Source organism: Algoriphagus sp. A40, from assembly GCF_002002735.1.
GTDB lineage: Bacteria > Bacteroidota > Bacteroidia > Cytophagales > Cyclobacteriaceae > Algoriphagus.
Window position 1 is genome coordinate 65,307 of record NZ_MUNY01000034.1, and the last position, 21,748, is coordinate 87,054.

Consider the following 21,748-nt stretch of genomic DNA (forward strand, 5'->3'; position numbering starts at 1 on the left):
ACATTTCAAACACTATCAAAGTACCGCTTTGAAGAGGTCGTCACTTTTCACTTTCTCGTAGTAATCCAAGACTTTCCAATTGATTACATTTTTCATTGATCTACCAAAGTACACTCTGGGGTTCTGGTGCCGAGAAGCTTGAATTTCTCGATCTCAGCTCGTATCTCTTTCAATTCAGCAACTGTAAATTTCACAGCAAGTGCGCCTAAGTTTTCAGCTAAATGTTGTTGGCTGGTAGTCACCGGAAAGGCACGAAACCAACCTGAGGTATCGATAATTTGGTTTTCTGCCACCCGTTCTGGCTTGGAGCCCAATTTCGATACAAAGCCAGGCTAGCGCAATCCAAGGAGATAGGCTGAAATGTCGGCGAGTTCCTGAGCGCTCATCCCCAAACCTGAGGGGGTCGGCATGATGGATTTTTTCTCCTGTTTCCGCTCCTCAATTTCTGAAATAGCAACTGTGGTTCGCTTGCCTGTCAGATCTTTGATGATCAGGGCTTTTTCGGTTTCGCCTTGGACAAAGCCGTAGTATGACTCTCCTGATTTCAACTTCACCAACCAAGGCTCGTACCCAAAAACGATCCCACCGTCGGGATTGATAATCGCATCGAGCAGGGTTGTTTGGTCGTATTTAGTTTTGATTTGGGACAGGTCTGGCCCGATGTCTTTTCCGAATCCATTAGCTTGATGACAGGTCGTACAGTACTTTTTGAACCCAATTTCACCTTTGACCGGGTCAGCTGACAAGCCCGACACGTGAGCCACGGCATAGTTCTCACCGTTGCTTTTGCTGCCAAAGTAATTTCCAGCCTGCACTCGCACTCCCAGGTCAGGATTGGCGGAAATGGTCTCTTGAACGGTGGCGATCAGGTCATTTGGTAACTCATCAGCTGCAAGCATCGCCATCAGAATCTGCCCTCCAATCGGATCTTTAGCCATGGCTTTCGCCTGACTTTTCCGATCGTTAAGGGACATTTTTTCCTCCAAAAGAAGACTCTTCTTAGCCTTCATCACTGCCAGTTGTTTGGTTTTTTCCGGATCGACGCCGATTTTTTTCCAATCCAAAAAAGCCTGCCAGTCATTGTCCTGACGAAATGAAAGCCAAAACATCGCCTCATCAGCGATTTGCTGATCGGCGCTTTTGCTCAACGAGAGCATCGCTTCTGCGGCACTTTTTTCTGGGATAAAAGCCAAAGATGTCAGCGCATAATCTTGCTCTTTTCTATCCAATTTCCCGCTTTCCAAACGCTTCCTCAGTCCCGGCACAGCATCCACACTCGAAATTCTCCAAGCCAAGACTTTCAGCTCCTCCGGCCAGTTTCCGTCGTCTAGTGGCTTGAATTTTTCATACGAAAGCGCAAAAGCGGCTTGTTCATGGCCTTCGGCGACTTTGCCCAAAGCGTCCAGGTACCAAGGATCCGAGGGATCAAAATTCTGAAGCAGCGACACAAAAGCCGGTTTTCTTTCCTCCCAAGATAAATCCCACAAAACGGTCGCAAGCTCTCGGCGCAAAAATGCAGATGGGTCAGTCAAGAGCTTGACCCGCGGAATCGCACTGAGATTTTCGGTAGCCTTCACCGCCCGAAAGGCTTCAATGCGGATCGTTTCCTGCTCACTGTCGAGGAGTTTGAGGGTTTTTTGCAGCCCTTGATCACCTAGTTGTGCCAAAAGAAAAATCGCCCGAGACTGTACAAAGGGATTTTCATCGGCCAGGAGGGGTTCAATCAGCGGAATGGCCGATTCTCCTTTTGCTTTCAAGATCTCAAAAGCCCGGAACCGAACATTTACGGCGGGATTTCGCAGGACCTCGACGAGTCCTGCGTCAGAGTTGTAATCCATTGTCGGATTCGTTAATTTCTTGTTTTTGGGGACGATGCGATAGATTTTGCCGCTGGCGGCGGAGTCCTTCATCTGGTGTCCGCCCACTACCGGATCGTACCAGTCGGCAATGTAGATGGCGCCGTCCGTCCCTGTCACCAGATCACTCGGGCGAAACCATTTCGACTTCTGGCTCTGAAAAGAAGTGTCGTTCCAGACGTATCCCTCGTCATCGACATTGACCGAGGAAAATAGAATTTCCCGTACGCCGAGGTCGTAGCCAGATTTTGAAATGTGAGGCTGATAGCTGAAAATAACGTTCCTTCCGGCATCTGCGCTCATTAGCGTTCCGGTGAAGGCTGCCCCAAAGGCATCTCCTTCATAGCGCATCATTCCTGTCGGCGATCCGGCACCGGACTTGTCCCCGGCGGGCATCACGCCGGGATCGTCCTGATGCCAATGCGCACTGAAAATATCCTGATCTGGCCGCTGATCGGCTTGCCAGGTTCGGCTGCCATCGGCACTGAAATATCCTGCGTTACCTCCCTCCGGAATCCAGGAAACCCGACAAGCAACGACCTGATCGTCGTTGTCATTTTGCCAGAGATCACCACGGGAATCCACAAAAACCTCGTAGCTGTTTCTGAAATTATGCGCTAATACTTCCAGCCCGGTACCATCGGGATTGATCTTCAAAGCCAATCCTCCTACATAGATCTTACCATCGTCGCTGACTTGGCTGCCGGCATTGCTGGTGTTGTAGGGCGAACCTCCGGTATAGAGACTTCCGGATCGGAGCTCCCAACCGTCGTTGTCAGTCACGTGGTGCGGCCCGGCATTTCCCGTGTTGAAGTAGAGCTTGCCGTCTGGTCCAGCCAAAACTGAATGCAGGGAATGGTCATGATCTAGTCCGCCAAAGCCCGTCAGGAAAATCTCCTTGGTGTCAGGCACATCGTCACCATTCTCATCCGTGTACACCAGCAAATGCGGCGCACAGGACACGAAGATACGGGTGCCGATCACTGCGATGCCGAGAGGCGATACCAAATCGCTGTCCTGAATAAATACCTTGGAGGAATCCGCTACTCCATCTTGATCGGTGTCCTCGAGGATCATCACCCGATCACCTTTGGAGTGATGAAGAAAGGCAGTCGAATCGTTGTTGTAATTTCGGTAGTTTACGGCTTCAGTGACCCAGATTCGGCCTTTAGCATCCACATCCATATTGGTGGGATTGAAAAAAAGAGGAGACTCAGCCCAAAGCGTTACCTCAAAATCAGACGGTGAAAAAAGCAGTGGGGCCTCCTGAACCTTGGTTTTGCAGGAGCCGAGGCATGCGATTATCAGCAGGGACAGAATAAGAAATTTTGAGCTCACACCTGTTTGATTTTTTGATTGACGAAAGAGAGATTGTTTTGATATGCCTGGACGATATCCGCACCTGCCGGAGTTGACCACTCGATCTGCATCCATCCCGATCCCCGGTAGTCGGATTGGGCAAGGAGCTCGCCGATCTTCACCCAATCCAAATCTCCTTCACTCAGCAATTTCCCGTTTTCTTTGATGTGGATTTCGCAAATGTGCTCTTTGGCAAGCAGCGGAATCTCTTGATAGATCGGATGACCTGCGTCTGCTGAATTGCGGAAATCATAGTAAATCTTCACCGCCGGGGAGCCCACGGCATCGATGATTTCAAGATGCTCAGCGGCTGAGAGGTAGGATTCAATCCCCAATATCACCCCCGCTTTTTCTGCCTTTGGAGCGACTTCCTTCAGTCTGCGAATCACTTCCTGCTTGCCTTTCGGATCTTCTCTCAGGTCATTTTTATTGAAAAAGGCCAGCAGAATCACTGGAAGCTTCATCTGTTCGGCGACATCGATGCTGTCCGAAACCCACTGTTCCGTTTGCGGATCTGACTTGTAGGGGTAGTTGTTGAGTTCACCGATCGCCAAACTGCTGATAGGAATCCCAAGCTTATTGGACTGCTCCTGATAGGCTTGCTGCACAGAATACTCGCGCAGGTGAAGCTTGTTTTCGACGTTCCCGAGATTCACCTGCAAACCATCCAGACCGATCTGCTTCGCCAGTGCCAAACCTGCCGGATTGCTATTCTGTCCAATCGACCAGTCACATGCTCCAACTTTGAGACTGAGTGTTCTGTAAGGACTGGCAGCGAGGTCAAGCCCCATTCCCATTAGGACAGAGACCAGTGCAGATCGTTTGATAAATTCACGTCTTTCAATCATTTTCTAGGTGGTTGATCTTGGGTTAATGCAACGTCCGGGTAGTTCTGTTGCCCAAGTGAGTGTCTCACTCACTTGATTTCAATGGGTATTTCTAATTAACAATTCCGGTTAGTGAAAACACTAATCGGTGCGTGGATGTACGAGTTCCTCAAGCATTCAGGGTTCAATTCCGGCTTATTTCAGCTCCCTTTTGAGAAAATCCATGACCCTAACCCGGATTTCATCCGCATCAAACATCGTCCCGAAATGTGGTGCACCGGGAACGACAATCAGATCTGCAGGGACACCCGAGACTTTCAGCCAAGCGTGCAACAACTGGGATTGACGGGGTGAAACCAGGTCGTCCTTTTCTCCATGAATGATCAGAAAAGGAGGATCATTTTTGTCGATATAGCTCACAGGGCTGGCGATTTTCGCCAAATCTGGACGATCCAAAGGTGCGGCACCGATCAGCAATCCCTCGGGAGATTTAGGGTCAATGGCCCCAGGGAAAAGGGTCAAATCGGCTGGGCCATAGAAATCTACCACAGCTTTGAAATCAAATGCCTTGCTGCTTCCGGGCATGAAAAAGGCATCTACCGCATTGTTTTTGGAAAGCCCCAACATGGATGCCAGGTGCCCGCCAGCTGAAAAACCCATCAAGGCAATGCGGTCCCTGTCGAATCCATAGTCCTTCGCATGGTCATATAGGTAGGAAATGGCCGTATTGCAATCCAGCATCTGGGCCGGGAAAACCGCCTGCGTGCTGAACCGGTAGTCAATCGACGCCAAAGCATAGCCCTGATTGATGATTTCGGCTATCGTCTCCTTCATATAACCCATATCGGCATATTTATCATTGCTCAGCCAACCGCCTCCATGAACCCAGATCACCAGAGGGACTTTTCCGGTAGCATTGGGAGGAAGGTAAATGTCCAACAGGTGCTTTTTGAGCGTGTCGTTTTGATAGGGGATGTTTCCATGCAAGGTGGTGCCCTCTGGGAAAATGCTTATAACACGATTCTCTTGGGCAAATCCAATGGTTTCCAGAATTCCAATTAGAGTCAAAGCGAGAAAGAAAAACTTCTTCATTTATCAGTGGTTATAGGTTAGATCAATTTCCGATTAAGATACCTTTTATTCGGCTTACTGGTTTGAAGCAGGTAATCCGATCCCAATTTTTTCCAGCCATTTCACTAATTCTTGCCGGACTTCCAGTTCTTTTTCCGCCTCCATCAAAAAGAGAAACCCGTCCCTTTCTGATCCGCCCCGAACAGAAAATCCTTCCAGAATCTCACTGTTAGGATAAAGCTCCGGAACCTTATCGAAGCTGCTTCCGATGCCATAGAATCCCGAGCTGTTTGAATTCTGTAAGTTTTAATTTGATTCCAGTTACTTTCTAGTCTTGAAAAGCCGGATTTTTGTAAAATAGTATTATGTAATTCCTGAAAGGAAAGTAGTTATGGAATATCCAGAAAGCTTGGAGGAATTTTATAAAAGGAAGTTTAACTGGATTCCTGAAAGCCTTGCACAAGACATAGGCCATTTCAATTTGTTCCGCCTGGAGCCTTATTTAGAAGGAAAATTAAAAGCGATCCCCTATCGGAGGCGTGATTTTTATAAGGTTATGCTGGTCAAAGGTGCAAGTACGGTTCATTATGCGGATCGGATTTATGAAGTAAAAAAGCAGGCGCTATCTTTTTCCAATCCTTTGGTACCGTATAAGTGGGATCATTTTGGCGAAAATAGCTCCGGAATTTATTGCATTTTCAATCCTCACTTTTTTATGAATTTCGGCCAAATTCAGCAGTATGAGGTCTTTCAGCCAAATGGTACTCACATTTTTGAACTGACTGATGAAGAAGCGGTGGAGGTCGAAAAGATTTTTGAAAAAATGCAGAGCGAATTTAATTCTGAATATAAATACAAGTATGATTCGCTGAGGGCCTTAGTCTTTGAACTGATCCACTTCGGTATGAAACTTCAGCCAGCTGAAGTCCAAAAGACCCAACATGGAAATGCGGCATTGCGAATTGCCTCCATTTTTCTGGAGCTTCTGGAGCGGCAATTTCCCGTGGACGATGCCCACAAGACTATCGAGATACGAACTCCTGCTGATTTCGCTTCGCAACTGAACATCCACGTCAATCACCTCAATCGAGCTATCAGGGAAATGACCGGGAAGACCACTTCGCAGCTCATCGCCGACCGCCTCTTGCAGGAGTCCAAAATTCTGCTCAAACAAAGCAACTGGAACGTCTCCGAAGTGGCATATTCCCTGGGTTTCAACGAAGTGACGCATTTCAATAATTTCTTCAAAAAACAGCTAAATCTCAGTCCAACCCAATTCAGGAAAGGGCCCTTGGTTTAAAAAAAGCACATAGATAGATTGACTAACAAGAAAGCCCAGGCCTAGTGGGCTTGGGGTTTTTACCCAAAATCCCAAAATTAAATTCAAAAAAGAACCAGCTTTAGTGATTTGAAATTTAACTTGAGTTTCATTTCGCTTAATTGTTCCTAACCACACTTATGCTTCAGGACACCTTTGGACGTATTCACGATTACCTTCGGATTTCTCTGACGGACAACTGCAACTTCCGCTGCAGCTATTGCATGCCTGTGGAGGAGATGGAGTGGATGCCCCAGTCCAAGCTCATGAGCAAGGATGAGATTTTGAAGCTTGCAGAAATATTTGTTTCCCTAGGAGTAAACAAAATCCGACTGACTGGAGGCGAGCCTTTGGTCAGAAAGGAATTCCCCGAAATACTGGCAGGAATTGCCAAGATGGGTGTAGAATCCACCCTCACAACCAATGGCGTGCTGATCCACAAGCATATTCAGGCTCTTAAAGACGCCGGAGTACGCTCAGTCAATGTCAGTCTGGATACGCTCAACCGGGAGAAATTTCAAAAATTGACCCGCAGGGATCAGTTTGAGCAGGTTTGGGACAATATTTTGCTGCTTTTGCAGGAAGGCTTTCGCGTCAAAGTCAATGCGGTCGCCCTCCACGGAATGATTGAGGAAGAAATCTGTGACTTTGTCAAAGTCACCGAAAAACTCCCGCTTCATATCCGCTTCATCGAGTTTATGCCCTTTTCCGGAAATCACTGGTCCAGCAAGCAGGTCGTGACAGCAAAGCAGATGCTGGATTTGGTTCAGACTCAATTCCCAATCGAAAAGCTGGAAGACAAAAAACACGATACGGCCAAGAAATATCAGGTTCCGGGTTTTGAAGGGACATTTGCTTTCATCACCACGATGAGTGAGCATTTTTGCGGAGACTGCAACCGGATGAGACTGACCGCCGACGGGAAGATCAAAAATTGTCTTTTTGGCAAAGAGGAGCTGGATCTATTGGCTGCTTTGAGATCCGGTCTAGAGGTAATCCCCTTGATCAAAATGTCTATTTTAAGAAAGCATCAGGCCCTCGGAGGTCAGTTTTCACAAGACTATAAAAAAGCCGATCCCGATAAAATTGACAACCGAAGCATGATCACAATTGGAGGATAAATGAAAGAATTCATTCCAGTATCCGAAGCCAAAACCATCCTGAAATCCCAAAAAGTGAAGGGATCTCCTGTCTTTTTACCCATTGAAAAAAGTTTGGGAAAAATTACCGCATCTCCGGTTTTTGCCACGATGGATGTGCCCTCCTTTGACAATTCTGGAATGGATGGCTATGCCCTTTCCTGGGATGAAGGCGGGGAAGGCAGGCATGTTATCGATGTCATCCAAGCAGGGGCAAGTCCTGATTTTGTTCTGGAGAAAAGCAAAGCTGTTAGGATTTATACCGGTGCACCGATCCCCGAGGGAGCGGATACGGTTATTCCTCAAGAAGAAATTGACCGGACAGGGGAAATGATTTTTTTCGACTCCCAGAAATTTTTCCGTGGAGCAAATGTCCGTAAGAAAGGAGCTCAATGCCGAATTGGATCGGAGGTTGTTCCAGCTTGCACCAAAATCACTCCGGGTACCATCGGCCTTTTGGCTTCACTTGGAATCAGGGAAATTGAAGTTTTCCCATCGCCGATAGTTACCTTGATCCTGACAGGAGATGAAATCATCGATTTGGGCAATGACCTCCAACCCGGCCAAATCTACAATGCCAATGGCCCGGCACTGGAATCTTATCTTGGATTATTGGGGATTAATGAACTCCAAGTTCTCAAAGTGAAAGACGAGGAAACCGAGGTGACCCGAGTGATCGTAGAAGCCTTGGAAAATTCAGATTTCGTGTTGCTCACTGGTGGGATTTCAGTCGGTGATTTTGATTTTGTGAAAGGAAGCTTGGAGCAAAACGGTGTGGAAGGGCTGTTCTATAAAGTGAAGCAGCGGCCCGGAAAACCACTTTTTGCCGGAAGAAAAGGAGAGAAGCTTGTCTTTGCACTTCCCGGAAATCCAGCATCGGTACTTTCCTGTTTTATCCAATACGTCAAACCCTGCCTGCTGGAGTGGATGGGAAATCCAATGGCTTGGGCTGGTCCTCAATTTTTGCCCATCTTCCGGGATTACAACAAAAGGACTGAACTGACTTTTTTCCTGAAAGCGAAAATTGAAAACGGCAAAGTGATCCTCCTTCCCGGTCAGGAATCTTTCAATCTGTTGCCTTTTGGAGTTGCCGACGGAATAGTTGAAATCCCACTTGCCATCGAGCATATCGAGGAGGGAAGCCTGGTTGCATTTTATCCCTGGTAATGGAAGATTGGGCTTGGGTTTTGTACATTTTGATGCCGATTGCGGCATTTTTTTACGCTTCGGTTGGGCATGGAGGAGCAAGCAGCTATCTGATGCTATTGGCTTTGATGGGCTTTGCACCTGAAGAAATAAGGCCTTCTGCCTTGATTTTGAATATGTTTGTCTCGATGATTTCCTTTTTGAATTATCGAAAATCAGGGGTGTTTCCACTTAGACTTTTCGTGTCTCTTGCAGCTTTTTCCATTCCTGCCGCTTATTTGGGCGGCACTATTTTGCTAGATGCAGGGATCTACAAGCAGGTTTTGGGGGTCTTACTTCTCTTTCCGGTGTTGCGGTTTGCCGGTGTTTTTCCCATTTCGGAAACTGAAAAAATCGAACGAAAATGGTGGATGGCTCCCGTTTTGGGCTTGTTGATTGGCTTGCTTTCGGGCATGATCGGAATCGGTGGGGGAATCATCCTTTCCCCGATTATCCTGATGCTGGGCTGGGCAGGAGTGAAGGAGACGGCGGCACTGAGTGCGCTTTTTATCTTTCTCAATTCCGTGGCGGGGTTTCTCGGAGCATCCGTATTTCACATTGATTTTCCCATGGAGCTTTGGATATTATTGCCATTGACTGTAGCTGGCGGGGCATTGGGAGCGTATTTGGGATCAAAAAAATTCAGCAGCAAAACCTTGAAATACCTTCTGGCTTTTGTGCTGTTTTTTGCGGCTGTTAAGTTGATCATTGGGTGATTATTCACCGCAGAGCCTCGGAGAGCGCAGAGAATTGTTCTCATAGATGTCAGGTATGATCGCAGATTGTTTCATCTGTGGCTATCTGTGAAATCTGTGTGCTAAAAATAGTGATGACTATCCTTTCAAAAACTTCGGAACCAAAGCCGATTTTCAAGGAATGAGAGTCATGCCCATTCCCTATTCTGTTATCTTTAAGTCAAAAATTTCCCCAGAAATGCCGAATACAATTCACATTAAAGCCTTTGGAATGGTGGCCGAAAAAATCGGAACGACCGAACTGGTGATGGATCATTATCAAGATTCAGAGGCACTTCTTGATGCACTTTTGGTTAAATTTCCGGCTTTGAAAACCATTAAATTCAGCCTTGCAATCAACAAGAAGTTGATTTCCAACAAACAGGAAATCCCCGAAAATGCCGAAATCGCTTTACTACCACCCTTTTCCGGAGGATAAAATGAACCGATACGAGAGACAAATCATACTGCCCGGTTTTGGGATTGAGGGCCAAGTCAAACTTCGAAATTCCTCCGTGCTGGTCATCGGGGCCGGAGGATTGGGATGCCCGATATTACTTTATCTGGCAGCCGCAGGAGTTGGAAAAATCGGGGTTGTTGATGGGGATAAAGTGGCGCTTTCCAACCTGAACAGACAGGTGCTTTTTGGGGAAAAAGAGCTGGGTAAAAACAAGGCTGAAACTGCCGCCCGGTATTTTCAGGAAAAATACAGCGACATCAAATGGGAGGTTTATCCGGAATTTATTACCACTGAAAATGCCCAGGAAATGATTTCCGGCTACGATTTGATTATCGACGGTACAGATAATTTTCCTACCCGATACCTAATCAATGACGCCTGTGTTTTGCTGGGAAAACCCTTGGTTTTCGGTGCGATTTATCAGCATGAAGGACAGGTTTCCGTTTTTAATCTGGGCGAAAATGTCTGCAATTATCGGGATTTATACCCGAAGATGCCTTCGGCTTCTGAGATCCCGAATTGTGCGGAAACCGGTGTAATCGGGGTTTTGCCGGGGATTATTGGCAATTTAATGGCTTTGGAAGCAATCAAAGTACTGAGTGGTTTTGGTAAGCCTCTGAAAAACAAGGTTCTTTTTTTCAACAGCCTTTTCTCTCAAACCTACGAAGTGGAAATTTCCCCAAATCCTGAGGCACAGGAGGCGATGCCAGCCTCCCTGGCTTCATTTGAAATCATGGATTACGAACTTGCATGTGAGGGAATCAAGCAACTTACCTGGTCAGAAGCCATGAAAAAAATGAATCATGATGTGGCATTTGTGGATGTGCGCGAGCCCGGGGAAATGCCGCCTTTGGAATGTACCGGCTTAATTAAAATCCCGTTTTCTTCACTCTCAGAGCAGTTTGAGAGATTGGAGGATTCTTATGAGGTGCTGTTCTTCTGCCAAAGTGGAATCCGCAGTCAGAATGCCGCCCGGCAACTTCAGGAAGCCTTTCCTGACAAGAAAGTCTACTCCATTCGGGGCGGAATCAACGCCTTGAAAACCAATTGAACTGACCATGGAAAAAGAGCGCAAACCCAAGAATATTTTTGTCCAAGGGTCCATTTCACCAGAAACAATTGCCAAATCCATTGCCAACCACAGCACCAAAACGGATATTGGAGGCCATAGTATTTTTCTGGGACAGGTAAGAGCGGATGAAAAGCCGGAGGGCAAAGTCCTCGCTATAGATTATTCGGCATATGAGGAGATGGCATTGGAAAAAGCATTCGAAATCCGGGAGGCCATTTTTGCCAAGTACCCTTTGACCTGTATGCACATTTACCACAGCTTGGGAGAAGTGAAAGTCGGAGAACTTTGCCTGTTTGTATTCACTTCCTCCAAGCACCGAAAGGCTGCAATGGATGCCTGTGATGAGCTCGTGGAGCGGATCAAAGCCGAGCTTCCGGTTTGGGGAAAGGAAATCCTGGACACGGATAATCATGTCTGGAAGGTGAATGTGTAGTTTTAATTTTTTCTGATTTCCATGACCAGCCTAGACTCAAAATACAAGTTTCTTTTAGACTCCATTGGACAAACCATCCAAGATGCTAGGCAAAATGCCCTTAGAGTTGTTAATACCGAATTGGTCAAGGCAAACTGGGAAATCGGCAGACACATAATTGAGTATGAACAGAATGGAAATGAGCGGGCAGAATATGGAACCGACTTGTTATCAAGGCTTTCCTATGATTTAAAGCTTAGGTTTGGAAAGGGATTTGGCAGACGGAACATCCTAGATATGCGAAGATTTTATCTAGCCTATCCAATTTGGCAGACGGTGTCTGCCAGATTAAGTTGGAGTCATTATATCCTGCTTCTAAGCATTGGAGATGAGGTAGCAAGGAAATTCTATGAAAATCAGACCATCCATGAAAACTGGTCAATTAGAGAGCTAGATAGGCAAATAAACTCCTCTCTATTTGAAAGATTAGCATTGAGTAGGGACAAGAAAGGGGTACTTCAACTTTCTGAAAAAGGGAATATTTCAAATGATCCCGCCGAGGCAATCAAGGATCCTTATGTTTTAGATTTTTTAAAAATTCCTCAATCAAAGCGTGTCACTGAGAAAGTTTTAGAACAGAAAATCATTGAGAATCTTCAACATTTTCTTTTAGAATTAGGCAAAGGCTTTGCTTTTGTTGCAAGACAGTTTAAAATATCGATAGCTAATAAGCATTTTTATATTGATTTGGTTTTTTATCATAGAATTTTAAAATGTTTTGTTCTGATAGACCTTAAAATCAAGTCAGTTCAACATTCTGATATCGGTCAGATGAACTTGTACCTGAATTATTTCAAAAAGGAAGAAAATGTTTCGGGAGATAATGAACCAATTGGGATAATACTTTCCGCAGAAAAAGATGAAATCTTTGTTGAATATGCCACAGGGGGAATATCCAACAAAATATTTGTATCAAAGTACCAATTGTATCTCCCGGATAAAAATCAACTTGTGGAACAGGTAAAGGCTATTTTGAATAGATAGATGGCAACTTAAGTATTTCCAATGACCCCATGATCAACATCACCCATAAAAGCCCAACACTCCGCAAGGCAATTGCCCAGGCAATTGTCAAAGTGAGCAGGCCGGAAACCATCCTAGCTGTAAAAAACCGCACTGTTCCCAAAGGAGATGTCCTGGAAATGGCGAAAACAGCAGGGCTTTTTGCTGCCAAGCGAACGGCAGATATGATTCCGGATTGCCACCCGCTTCCTATTGAATTTACCCAAATCAGTTATGATGTGGGTGAGATGGATATTTTGATTCTGGTCGAAATCCACACCATTTACAAAACAGGAGTTGAGGTGGAAGCCATGCATGCTGCCTCAGTCGTGGCACTTACGATGTATGATATGCTTAAACCGATAGATAAAGGGATAAGCATCGAGCAGATTAAATTGGTGGAAAAACGGGGAGGGAAGTCAGATCAGAAATTGGATTTTAGCCACCTGAAAGCATCCGTGGTCGTATGTTCCGATTCCATTTCTCAGGGAAAAGGAGAGGATGCTTCAGGAAAAGTGATCATTGGAAAACTCGAAGGTTTCGGAGTCCAGGTCGTGGAATACATCGTCATCCCGGATGACAGCGACCAAATCCAAAATTCTGCCCATGATGCTTTGGCACAGGGGATTGATATTTTGATCTATACGGGTGGCACGGGACTTTCCCCAAGAGATGTTACGCCGGAGTCCCTGGAGCCTATTTTAACAAGAAGGATCCCAGGAATAGAAGAGGCAATCAGAAGTTATGGTCAGCAGCGTGTCGCCACAGCCATGTTATCCAGATCATTGGCCGGCACAATTGGCAAAATGCTGGTTCTGGCTTTACCGGGTTCGATAGCTGGTGCGAGTGAATCCATGGATGCGGTTTTCCCGGCAATTTTACATTCGTTTAAGGTACTATCAGGGGAAAGGCATTGACGGAAGTGTCAAGATGGGAGTATCAAGTATCAAGAGGCAAGAATCAAGAAACAAGAAAAAAGCAAAGAGAAATTTCGGATTGACAAAAGCAAAAAAGGCAGCTGATCGGCTGCCTTTTTGAGTAATATCTAGCCTAAAACCGGCTTCAATTCTTCGATTTCTGCTCTCAGTTCCTCGAGTTGATTTTTCATTTTTTCAATGATTTCTTCGGAATCCATTTGAATCGAATTGACCAAATCCCGGTAATAATCCAATCCCAGATTCAGATTTTTTCTGAATTTCTCCAGATAGGCTTCCTGCTTGGTTGAGGCTTCAGGGATTAGTTTTTGAAATTCCTTTTTCAGGTAATCCACGTAAAGCTGAGCCTCTTTGACAAAAACATGTGGACGGTCAGAATCGAGCTTCAGCGTGATTTTGCCGTAGATATGATCGACCATTTCTTTCAGGCTAAAAACTCCTTTGAAATAGGCCAAATTGGGTCCAGGGCAGATGGTTACGGCTTTTAGATTGCGTCTTGGAGTTTCGCCCTGAGCCAAAATCGCCGGTGCACTCAATCCCTCACAAAGGCAGTCTTTTTCAAGGATTTCAGTCATTTCTTTCTGGCTTATTTTTCCTTCATTGAACAGTTTGGACTTAAGGTTTTGATATTGTCTCGATGCGGTACAGATCGGTTTTTCGGTGAATTCAGTGCTGAAGGTCAGGAACTTCTTGTAGCAAGGACTTCCGGGACGGCCCTTTTCGATCCTTTCCAGGCGCTGGGTTTCGCCGCTGCTGGTTCTCAGGTTGTTGAAAGGAACACCAAGAGGAGAAGCATGGCTAAGGAAAAAGTCGGACTTTTTGGCTTCGATTATTCGCTGAATCGTCTCCTCATCCACAGAAGTAGCCTCTGGCACGAGCAGAAAGGGACTTCCCCAACCTGTGCCGTCCAGTTGGTAATGTTTTCTCAGAAAACTGTCTTCTCCCGCAGTTCCGATCCCTCCTTGGTAAGTGATTTTGATGGATTCATTTTCCGGTAAAAGAGACAGACCTTTTTCGGATAAAGCCTGATTGCATGCTTGCCGGATGGTTTCGATCAGTTCTTTTCGGTTGGTTTTGAAATCTTCCAAAATCGGTCCTGCCAGAAAGCCGTCTGTTGCAAAAGCATGACCTCCGCAGTTCAGTCCGGATTCGATCCGGAATTCAGAAACCCAAAGGCCTTTTTTCGCAAGGAATTTTCCCTGGATCAAAGCTGACCGATAATCACTTACTTTCAGGATAATCCGCTTTTTTATCTTTCCGTTTTCGTCAGGGAAAAAGTCAGAAAACTGCTCCGCATAGCTGTAAAGGGCCGGGTTCATTCCTGCGGAAAAAACCACCGAGGCTCTCAGTTTGCTTTTGGCAAAACCTCTCAGAGCTGACAAGGCATCCGAATATTCACGGGGAAGCTCGGTGCCTTCTTTGTCATAATTGAGCTTGTCGACTTTGGTCATGATATTGACATCAATCGATCCAGGTGTCAGTAAGCGGATGATTTGGGCTTTCAATTCTAGTTTCACAGAAGGATCTGCGAGCCTAAACTCTTTAAACAGTCTGGCTACTTCACTGTCTTGAGGAAGCAAGGCAACCAACTGATTCATTTTCCCATCTTTTTCCCAGTTTTCAGATTTCATTTCCTCCATTTGGGCATGGATGGCAATATCCAGGAGGTCTAAGTATGCCTGAACTCTTTTGGCCCGATAGTCTTCTTCCGAATCAGAAATCGGATAAAAAGGGAGGTCAAGTTTCTTGGAGTGAATTTTTCGCATGTCTTCCAGCAGAAAATCATCCATGATGGAGACTACGCTGGAGATTCCGAATTTGGCAACTTTGAGTGGTGTGTCGACGGTATATCCCAAACCCATTACAGGGATATGAAAGGTGTGAAGTCCAGAAGGTTGAAGCATTGATTTTACGCGGGTAAGTAACTTGAATGAAGATTCAAAATTACCTCCCCAACCCAGGTCAATCAGTGCTATAAGCTTTGTTGTCGGCTGACTTTTATCAGGGATTAATTGAAAAGTGTATCAGGTAGCATTTAGATTTATTGATTTTGCCTTAGATTATTGAGCTGAAAATCAAAAATTTATGATCGAAAAGTTCAATTTGGGTTTGCTGGACCTGCTTTCCATCCTTCTTCCGGGAGGATTTTTGATCGGATTGGCCTGGCAGTCCGGTTGGTTGGAGGACTGGCCGATGCTGAGTGGGATTCCAGAGGGCTGGGCATCAGGGGCGGTATTTGCAGCTTCTGCTTATGTTCTCGGGCATTTCATCCACATGATAGCAAGCTATCTGGACGAATTGGTCTTTGAGAAAATCAAGGAGAAGAAATGGCCCGATCAGACGCTTGTCAAAGAGGTTGTTCAAATCAAAGACAGTGAGATTGGTGAGATCGATAGAAAGCACTTCAATGCTTTCAAATGGTCCCTGGCTTATCTGATGCAGCATCAGCCAATGATGTATCAGGCGGTAGAAAAGCATATCGCCGAGTCGAAGTTTTTCCGGAGCTTTCTTATCGTATTGCTGGTTGCGAGTCTTTGGGCTTTCGTCCAACAAAGCTGGCTTGAGGGGCTATTGAGCTTGGGTTTTGCTTTTCTCTCTTTGGTCAGGTATGCGACTCAACGACAAAAATCCATCGAATCTGCTTACCAATATGTGATTGCTGCGAAAGGGAAAGGTCGGCAGGCCTAAAATCTTGAAGTGAAATCTGTCAAAACTCCATTTCAATGCTTTCTCCAGCTTTGAGCTGAAGGTCGATTTCGGATCCGTCGGCAAAAAGTATTACTTTGTTCCCTTTTGCCGAATGCAATCTGACGGTCTTTACCTCGCCTGATTCCCAGGTAAAATCCAGTGTAAAACCTCCTCGGGCTTTCAAGCCTTTCACTGAACCGCTCGACCATGCTTTTGGCAAAGCCGGCAATACCCGGATAATCCCATCCTCATGGGATTGGAGCAGCATCTCAGCAACCCCAGCTGTATAGCCAAAATTACCGTCGATCTGAAAAGGTGGATGGCCATCAAACAAATTGGGGAGGAGGCTTTGGGTGATGAGTTTTTGAATGTGTTCATGGGCCATTTCCCCATCCAACAGTCTTGCCGAAAAGTTGATCAACCAGGCTCTGGACCAGCCGGGTCCAGCGCCTCCATTTGCCAGGCGGTATTCCAGAGTCTTTCTGACAGCCTGAAAATACTCCGGGGTCTGACTTTTGGTGATGGCAGCACCAGGGTGAAAGGCATAAAGGTGGGACATGTGACGATGACCTTTTTCCGGTTCTTCGTATTCACGGTCCCATTCAAGTATTCTGCCATCCGAACCGAGTTGAACCCCGGTACGCAATTGAGCCAGTTGGCTTTGGATCTGATCGGTGATGGCAGATCTCTTGCCCAGGATTTCATTGGACTTCAGATAAATCCCAAAAATATCTGCTATCAGTTGTTGATCCATCGCGGCACCCATAGTAGAGGCTGCTTTTTGGCCTTTTTCATTGATAAACTGATTTTCCGGAGAAGTCGAAGGAGCGGAGACCAAGGTGCCGTCTCGGGGATCGGTCATCAGCCAATCGGAATAAAATTGGACGATTTGCTCGAAGGCAGGCAATGCTCTTTCCTCCAGAAAATCCCGATCCTGCGTAAATAGATAATGCTCCCAATAGTGCCTTCCTAACCAGGCTCCAGCCCCAATCCAACTGCCCCAATAGGCCGTGGAAGACTGTAAAAAAGGAATTTTCCAAAGATCAGTGGTATGGGGAAGCATGGTGCCTTTCATGTTGAAATTCACTGAGGCAGGCTTCTTTCCATTTTCGATCAGCCCATCTGTGAAGTCAAAAAGTGGACCGTGAAGCTCACTGAGGTTGGTTACTTCTGCAGGCCAATAGTTCATCTGCAGGTTGATATTCAGGTGATAATCTGCATTCCAGGGAGCTCCGATATGATGATTCCAGATTCCTTGAAGGTTGGCAGGATTGGTTCCGGGACGGGAGGAAGAAATCAAGAGGTAGCGACCAAAGTCAAAGAGCAGTTTTTCAAGATGAAGATCCGTCTGACCTGCTTTTACATTTTGGATATGCTGGTTAGTCGGAATTTCATCCGCAGTTTCCCCTCCCAATGCGAGGCTCATCCGGTCAAACCAGGAGCTGTATTCTCGCTCATGAGCCTGCTGAAGTTGACCCCAACTGCTGAAGGCGATTTCGTCAAGCGCGGCTTCAGCCTTTTTTTCAAAGTCCGGGTGATAAAAGCTCGTCTCAGCCACCAGTTTCAGGTAGATTTCCTTTGCTCCGTTTACCTGAAGTCCTTCTGGATTAGCCTTGATTTCCCCATCCTGATTTTGGGCAAGGAGGAGAGCTCTGAATTTTACCCCGTTCAGGATTGGAAAAGGTTTGGAATCAATCTGCCCGCCGCGCTGTGTCACCATTCCTTTCATTTCAAGGAGGTTGTCATTTAAGGCCTTTGTCTCCGCAGTCGGGTGATCCATGTCCATCGGACGGTTCATGCGGATCAGTCCCCTGAACCCATTCGGATGGGTGGTGTGTAGTTTGATCAAGATCGCCTGATCGGGTGCTGAGACAAAAACTTCCTGCGAGACCGAATGTCCTTCACTTTTGAACTCTGTGAGTGAGGTTGCTTTGTTCAGATCCAGACTTCTTTTATAATCTGTGAGTTCGTTCCAGTTAAAGTCAAACCACAGATCTCCCATCGTCTGATGGGAGCGGGTGATTTCTTTTCTTGAAAATTTCAATACCAAAAGTGAATCTGCCTTTACATGTTCACCTGCCACGATGTACTCTCGGATCTGAGCCAGATCGGCAGGAGTACCATCCGCAAGTCCCCAGTCATCCGGACCTCCTGGCCATAGGGAATCCTCGTTGAGCTGGATGCGTTCCTTGCCGGGTATGCCAAAGACCATGGCGCCCAGTCTGCCGTTTCCGACTGGGAGCGCTTCGTCCCAATTTTGTGCAGGCTGTTCATACCAGAGAACAGATTTTTGGGCAAAAGCAGGAAGTATAGCAAAAAATGCCCATAGGATTAAAAGCAGGGACTTTTTCATAGGAATTTTGGGTTGGGGGTTAAGATTACGACAAATCATCAATCCCGCCAACCGGAATTTCGAAAAAAAGCCTGAAACTGACTCAAAAGCCGTCTTTTCTACAAGGAGCGCAGAAAATCTTTGAATTCATCCGTATTGAAATTACTCATGCCCTGCTGGTAAAAGACGATTTTCCCTTCTTTGTTGACGACCAAAGTAGTGGGGATGGACTCACTTTGCAGACTTTGGTTGATTCCAAAACTTGCATGTGCAGTGGGGAAAGTCCAGGTTTTTCCATCCATGAAATCTTTGCTTTTGTTGAAGTCATTATCCAACCCAATCATCAGGAATTCGAGATCCGGAGTGTCTTTAACCGATTTGTAGAGTTCGGAAATGTGAGGCATCTCCGCCCGGCATGGCCCACACCAGGAAGCCCAGAGGTTAATGAAAACCGTCTTTCCCCGATAGTCCTGCAGATCGATGATATTTCCGTCAAAGTCTTTGAACTGACCCCGGTAGTCGAATTTCTGATCCGTGAGGTCGGAAATTTCGATTTTCGGTTTCATCAGGCCGGTCGAAAGCAACACTGACTGCAAGCCACCCTGAATCACCGGGAGCAATCCCGTGAAGTAGAGAAATGCGAAAAAGGCCAAAATCAGGCCCCAGGACTTAACTTCTTTTTTCCAAACCATTTATTGAGATACGATTTTTGAATTACGATTTACGAGGTTTTCGATAACCTTTGAGGTTTTTGAAACCTCGAAGGTTTGGGTTTGGATACTAAATTTTCCAATTTTTCAATCTTGTAATCCGAGCAATATCGAACGCTAAATGAAGAATATCGAATTTTGAAGTTCGGGAATCCGAAATCCGAAATCGAAAATCCGAAATCAAAATTACCCCCACATTTCCAGCTTCTTAGTGACTTGCCGCACATAAAACTCAATTCTCCTTCGTTGGAAGTTTATCTTGCAGGTCCAAAATAGAATTGAATTCCCCGAATACTATGCAGTACGAGATTAAAATCGCCTCCGAACTGGGTGTCAAGCCGCATCAGGTACAAGCCACCATCGAACTTTTGGACGGAGGAGCGACGGTACCATTTATTTCCAGATACCGAAAAGAGGCCACCGGGACCTTGGATGAAGTGCAGGTTGCTACGATTCGGGACCGAATTGAGCAGCTCCGAGAACTGGACAAGCGCCGGGAAGCCATCCTCAAATCCATCGAGGAGCAAGGGAAACTGACTCCCGAATTGAAAAAGTCCATCGATGCAGCCGAGACCATGTCCAAGCTCGAGGACATCTATTTGCCCTACAAACCCAAACGCCGGACCAAAGCCACTATTGCCCGGGAAAAAGGCCTAGAGCCGCTTGCTGAACGGATTTTTGCGCAGACTTCCTTTGATCTCGAAGGAGAAGCCGGGAAATATTTGAGCGAGGAAAAGGAAGTGAAATCTGTGGAGGAAGCCCTTCAGGGTGCAAGAGATATCATCGCCGAATGGGTCAACGAAAATGCTGTCCTGAGGGAGAAAATGCGAAAGCTTTTCTTGGATGAAGGGACTTTTACTTCCCGAGTCATTCCCGGAAAAGAGAACGAAGCCATCAAATACAAAGATTATTTCGAATGGTCTGAACCGATCAAAACGGCTCCATCCCATCGGGTTCTGGCGATGAGAAGAGGGGAAAAGGAGTTGTTTCTGATGTTGGATTCCTGTCCGGAGGAGCTTTCCGCGATAGCGGTAATCGAACGAAATATCTTGGAAAACGCCGCCAACTCCGCTGTGGATCAAGTGAAACTGGCAATCAAGGATTGCTATCGAAGATTGCTTAAGCCAAGCATGGAGACGGAAGTCCGTCTTTTGACAAAGAAGAAAGCAGATGAAGAAGCCATCCGTGTTTTTGCAGAAAATCTGCGTCAGTTGCTTTTGGGAGCACCCTTGGGAGAAAAGTCCGTGATGGCCATTGACCCGGGTTTTCGAACTGGTTGCAAATTGGTTTGTCTTGGGCCGCAGGGTCAGTTTCTACACTACGAAGCGATTTACCCGCACGAACCCCAGCGGCGAACTGCTGAGGCTGGAATGACGGTGAAAGGATTGGCGGAGAAATTTTCCGTGCAGGCTATCGCTATCGGAAACGGTACGGCCGGAAGAGAGACTGAAGCTTTTGTAAAGAATCTCGGACTGCCCAAATCCATCATTGTAACCATGGTCAATGAGGCCGGGGCCTCGATTTATTCGGCTTCGGATGTGGCAAGGGAGGAATTTCCTGACTTGGATCTGACCATTAGAGGGGCAGTTTCGATAGGTCGCCGACTGATGGATCCTTTAGCAGAATTGGTCAAGATTGACCCCAAATCCATCGGAGTAGGCCAGTATCAGCACGATGTAGACCAAAATGCGCTGAAAAATTCTTTGGACGATACCGTGATGTCTGCGGTGAACGGCGTGGGAGTGGAGGTCAATACTGCTTCCAAACAACTGTTGACTTATGTGTCGGGATTGGGTCCTGTTTTGGCGCAAAACATCGTGGATTTCCGAACTGATAACGGCCCTTTCACCAGCCGCGCCCAACTCAAAAAAGTGCCGCGTCTGGGAGAAAAAGCCTTCGAACAGGCTGCTGGTTTCTTAAGAATAAGTAAAGCCAAGCATCCCCTGGACGCTTCTGCCGTCCATCCGGAGAGGTATGAATTGGTGGAGAAAATGGCTAAGGATCTGAATACCTCTGTTAAAGAATTGATGAGTTCGGATGATTTGCGCAGCAAAATCATTTTGAAAAACTATGTTTCTGAAACAGTCGGTTTGCCTACACTTCAAGATATCTTGGAGGAATTGGCCAAACCAGGCCGGGATCCTCGGGAAACCTTTGAGGTATTCAATTTCCAGGAAGGAGTCAACTCCATGGCTGATTTGAAAGTAGGGATGAAGCTGCCCGGTGTGGTGACAAATATTACGGCTTTTGGTGCTTTTGTCGATGTGGGAGTGCATCAGGACGGTTTGGTTCACCTGAGCCATTTGGCAGACCGATTTGTGAAAGACCCGAATGAAGTCGTGACCGTCAACCAAAAAGTGCAGGTCACGGTGATGGAAGTGGATATTCCCAGAAAGCGGATTGGTCTGAGCATGAAGTCAGATCCCTTTGCGGAACGGGTTCGGGATTCCAAATCCCGAACAACCGAAAATCCAGCTGCCAAACCTCAAAAAGTCGGAGAACCTCAAGGAAGCATGGCAGATAAACTGGCAATGCTGAAAGGGAAGTTTGGGAAGTAGGGGTTATTGAGTTATTGGTTATTTGTTAGT

18 protein-coding genes are annotated in these 21,748 nt (G+C 46.3%); 11 read left to right on the plus strand and 7 right to left on the minus strand.

The genetic code is table 11. The annotated features are described in order from the left end of the window. Positions 1-92 precede the first annotated feature (92 nt). The 4 genes from B0E43_RS24480 to B0E43_RS24495 all read right to left on the minus strand — a co-directional run bounded on the left by B0E43_RS24480 (position 93) and on the right by B0E43_RS24495 (position 5,134). Complete coding sequence (locus B0E43_RS24480) at positions 93-293, minus strand: hypothetical protein (protein WP_139352636.1); 201 nt, start codon at positions 291-293, stop codon at positions 93-95. 39 nt (positions 294-332) lie between these two features. After that, the gene (locus tag B0E43_RS24485; protein ID WP_254423343.1) at positions 333-3,194 is read right to left on the minus strand and encodes a PVC-type heme-binding CxxCH protein; all 2,862 of its coding nucleotides are present in this window, start codon (positions 3,192-3,194) and stop codon (positions 333-335) included. Beyond that, the gene (locus tag B0E43_RS24490) at positions 3,191-4,063 is read right to left on the minus strand and encodes a sugar phosphate isomerase/epimerase (RefSeq protein WP_077346419.1); all 873 of its coding nucleotides are present in this window, start codon (positions 4,061-4,063) and stop codon (positions 3,191-3,193) included. Before B0E43_RS24490 ends, B0E43_RS24485 begins: the two co-directional genes overlap by 4 nt. Before the next feature lie 174 nt (positions 4,064-4,237). Further along, entirely contained in the window at positions 4,238-5,134 is an 897-nt protein-coding gene (locus B0E43_RS24495) for an alpha/beta hydrolase (RefSeq protein WP_077346420.1), read from the minus strand. A gap of 370 nt (positions 5,135-5,504) precedes the next feature. Between B0E43_RS24495 and B0E43_RS24500 the strand changes: the two genes are divergently transcribed. The 9 genes from B0E43_RS24500 (at position 5,505) to moaCB (ending at position 13,412) form a co-directional block, all read left to right on the plus strand. Then, entirely contained in the window at positions 5,505-6,413 is a 909-nt protein-coding gene (locus tag B0E43_RS24500; protein WP_077346421.1) for an AraC family transcriptional regulator, read from the plus strand. 158 nt (positions 6,414-6,571) lie between these two features. Continuing rightward, positions 6,572-7,552, plus strand: coding sequence for a GTP 3',8-cyclase MoaA (gene moaA / locus B0E43_RS24505; protein ID WP_077346422.1), 981 nt, complete (start codon positions 6,572-6,574; stop codon positions 7,550-7,552). Further along, complete coding sequence (locus B0E43_RS24510; protein WP_077346423.1) at positions 7,553-8,737, plus strand: molybdopterin molybdotransferase MoeA; 1,185 nt, start codon at positions 7,553-7,555, stop codon at positions 8,735-8,737. Next, the gene (locus B0E43_RS24515; RefSeq protein ID WP_077346424.1) at positions 8,737-9,471 is read left to right on the plus strand and encodes a sulfite exporter TauE/SafE family protein; all 735 of its coding nucleotides are present in this window, start codon (positions 8,737-8,739) and stop codon (positions 9,469-9,471) included. Before B0E43_RS24510 ends, B0E43_RS24515 begins: the two co-directional genes overlap by 1 nt. 217 nt (positions 9,472-9,688) lie before the next feature. After that, positions 9,689-9,928: a MoaD/ThiS family protein gene (locus tag B0E43_RS24520; RefSeq protein ID WP_254423344.1), complete on the plus strand. Its 240-nt coding sequence runs from the start codon at positions 9,689-9,691 to the stop codon at positions 9,926-9,928. Continuing rightward, positions 9,888-11,000, plus strand: a complete 1,113-nt coding sequence (locus B0E43_RS24525) for a HesA/MoeB/ThiF family protein (protein WP_254423345.1) — start codon at positions 9,888-9,890, stop codon at positions 10,998-11,000. The genes B0E43_RS24520 and B0E43_RS24525 overlap by 41 nt, the downstream gene beginning before the upstream one ends. 7 nt (positions 11,001-11,007) lie before the next feature. Then, positions 11,008-11,454, plus strand: coding sequence for a molybdenum cofactor biosynthesis protein MoaE (locus B0E43_RS24530; protein ID WP_077346427.1), 447 nt, complete (start codon positions 11,008-11,010; stop codon positions 11,452-11,454). A 21-nt stretch (positions 11,455-11,475) separates the two neighbouring features. Further along, complete coding sequence (locus B0E43_RS24535) at positions 11,476-12,477, plus strand: YhcG family protein (RefSeq protein WP_077346428.1); 1,002 nt, start codon at positions 11,476-11,478, stop codon at positions 12,475-12,477. 29 nt (positions 12,478-12,506) lie between these two features. Then, on the plus strand, positions 12,507-13,412 hold the full coding sequence (gene moaCB / locus B0E43_RS24540; RefSeq protein ID WP_077346429.1) for a bifunctional molybdenum cofactor biosynthesis protein MoaC/MoaB: 906 nt from the start codon (positions 12,507-12,509) through the stop codon (positions 13,410-13,412). Between the two features lie 128 nt (positions 13,413-13,540). Here moaCB and B0E43_RS24545 read toward each other — a convergent pair whose 3' ends face one another. Further along, positions 13,541-15,334, minus strand: a complete 1,794-nt coding sequence (locus B0E43_RS24545; RefSeq protein ID WP_077346430.1) for a hypothetical protein — start codon at positions 15,332-15,334, stop codon at positions 13,541-13,543. Positions 15,335-15,515: 181 nt separating this feature from the next. On the opposite strand from B0E43_RS24545, the gene B0E43_RS24550 reads away from it, so the two are divergent. After that, positions 15,516-16,118, plus strand: coding sequence for a hypothetical protein (locus tag B0E43_RS24550; RefSeq protein ID WP_077346431.1), 603 nt, complete (start codon positions 15,516-15,518; stop codon positions 16,116-16,118). Between the two features lie 19 nt (positions 16,119-16,137). On the opposite strand, the gene B0E43_RS24555 is transcribed toward B0E43_RS24550, so the two are convergent. Both B0E43_RS24555 and B0E43_RS24560 read right to left on the minus strand, forming a co-directional pair. After that, the gene (locus tag B0E43_RS24555; RefSeq protein ID WP_077346432.1) at positions 16,138-18,471 is read right to left on the minus strand and encodes a glycoside hydrolase N-terminal domain-containing protein; all 2,334 of its coding nucleotides are present in this window, start codon (positions 18,469-18,471) and stop codon (positions 16,138-16,140) included. Positions 18,472-18,569: 98 nt separating this feature from the next. Continuing rightward, positions 18,570-19,142: a TlpA disulfide reductase family protein gene (locus tag B0E43_RS24560; RefSeq protein ID WP_077346433.1), complete on the minus strand. Its 573-nt coding sequence runs from the start codon at positions 19,140-19,142 to the stop codon at positions 18,570-18,572. 314 nt (positions 19,143-19,456) lie between these two features. Here B0E43_RS24560 and B0E43_RS24565 point away from each other — a divergent pair, with 314 nt between their 5' ends. Then, the gene (locus B0E43_RS24565; protein ID WP_077346434.1) at positions 19,457-21,718 is read left to right on the plus strand and encodes a Tex family protein; all 2,262 of its coding nucleotides are present in this window, start codon (positions 19,457-19,459) and stop codon (positions 21,716-21,718) included. Positions 21,719-21,748: the final 30 nt, after the last annotated feature.

Coding starts and splice junctions, on each gene's coding strand:
- B0E43_RS24490 (WP_077346419.1), bottom strand. CDS start 4,063: ATGATTGAAAGACGTGAATTTATCAAACGATCTGCACTGGTCTCTGTC.
- B0E43_RS24495 (WP_077346420.1), bottom strand. CDS start 5,134: ATGAAGAAGTTTTTCTTTCTCGCTTTGACTCTAATTGGAATTCTGGAA.
- B0E43_RS24500 (WP_077346421.1), top strand. CDS start 5,505: ATGGAATATCCAGAAAGCTTGGAGGAATTTTATAAAAGGAAGTTTAAC.
- moaA (WP_077346422.1), top strand. CDS start 6,572: ATGCTTCAGGACACCTTTGGACGTATTCACGATTACCTTCGGATTTCT.
- B0E43_RS24510 (WP_077346423.1), top strand. CDS start 7,553: ATGAAAGAATTCATTCCAGTATCCGAAGCCAAAACCATCCTGAAATCC.
- B0E43_RS24515 (WP_077346424.1), top strand. CDS start 8,737: ATGGAAGATTGGGCTTGGGTTTTGTACATTTTGATGCCGATTGCGGCA.
- B0E43_RS24520 (WP_254423344.1), top strand. CDS start 9,689: ATGCCGAATACAATTCACATTAAAGCCTTTGGAATGGTGGCCGAAAAA.
- B0E43_RS24525 (WP_254423345.1), top strand. CDS start 9,888: ATGCCGAAATCGCTTTACTACCACCCTTTTCCGGAGGATAAAATGAAC.
- B0E43_RS24530 (WP_077346427.1), top strand. CDS start 11,008: ATGGAAAAAGAGCGCAAACCCAAGAATATTTTTGTCCAAGGGTCCATT.
- B0E43_RS24535 (WP_077346428.1), top strand. CDS start 11,476: ATGACCAGCCTAGACTCAAAATACAAGTTTCTTTTAGACTCCATTGGA.
- moaCB (WP_077346429.1), top strand. CDS start 12,507: ATGATCAACATCACCCATAAAAGCCCAACACTCCGCAAGGCAATTGCC.
- B0E43_RS24545 (WP_077346430.1), bottom strand. CDS start 15,334: ATGCTTCAACCTTCTGGACTTCACACCTTTCATATCCCTGTAATGGGT.
- B0E43_RS24550 (WP_077346431.1), top strand. CDS start 15,516: ATGATCGAAAAGTTCAATTTGGGTTTGCTGGACCTGCTTTCCATCCTT.
- B0E43_RS24555 (WP_077346432.1), bottom strand. CDS start 18,471: ATGAAAAAGTCCCTGCTTTTAATCCTATGGGCATTTTTTGCTATACTT.
- B0E43_RS24560 (WP_077346433.1), bottom strand. CDS start 19,142: ATGGTTTGGAAAAAAGAAGTTAAGTCCTGGGGCCTGATTTTGGCCTTT.
- B0E43_RS24565 (WP_077346434.1), top strand. CDS start 19,457: ATGCAGTACGAGATTAAAATCGCCTCCGAACTGGGTGTCAAGCCGCAT.